The organism is Pseudomonas putida (genome assembly GCF_028682635.1).
Taxonomy (GTDB): Bacteria; Pseudomonadota; Gammaproteobacteria; order Pseudomonadales; family Pseudomonadaceae; genus Aquipseudomonas; species Aquipseudomonas putida_AE.
Genome location: NZ_JANHLK010000089.1, coordinates 1 through 527 on the forward strand (window position 1 = coordinate 1; position 527 = coordinate 527).

The window sequence follows — 527 nt, forward strand, 5'->3', positions numbered from 1 at the left end:
CGTGCGCGCTGGCGACGACACCTCGACCCCGGTGCATGGTGGCGTGGGCAGCCAGATCAACGGCACCTACGGCTACCTGACCCTGGATGCGGCAGGCAACGCGCTGTATCACAGCTACCCGAATACGGTGAGTGGCCCGGGTGCGAGCGACGTGTTCACCTACACCCTGCGCGATGGTGACGGTGATGAAAGCACCACCACGATCACCATCGACGTGCACAACAGCTGCTTGGTGGCGGCCAGCGACCAGGACGTGACCGTCTACGAAAATGCCCTGGCCCAGCCGTGCGACACCGGCGAAATCGCCAGCGGCACCCTGGTGGGTGCGGTACACGGCGGCAGCGGCGCCATCACCTACAGCCTGGTCAGCAATGCCATCGGCACCTACGGCCAACTGCTGCTACACCCGGACGGCAGCTACACCTACACCCTGACTGCGCCAGCCAGCACCACACCGCCGGCCAACGATGGCGCCAACACCCTGCACGAAACCTTCACCTACCAGGCCATCGACGACCTGGGCAACA

At 65.3% G+C, this 527-nt stretch carries 1 protein-coding gene; it reads left to right on the forward strand.

The features are described 5' to 3' along the window. On the forward strand, nt 1-527 hold a 527-nt coding region (locus NPS56_RS30995; RefSeq protein ID WP_274078174.1), incomplete at both ends, for a VCBS domain-containing protein.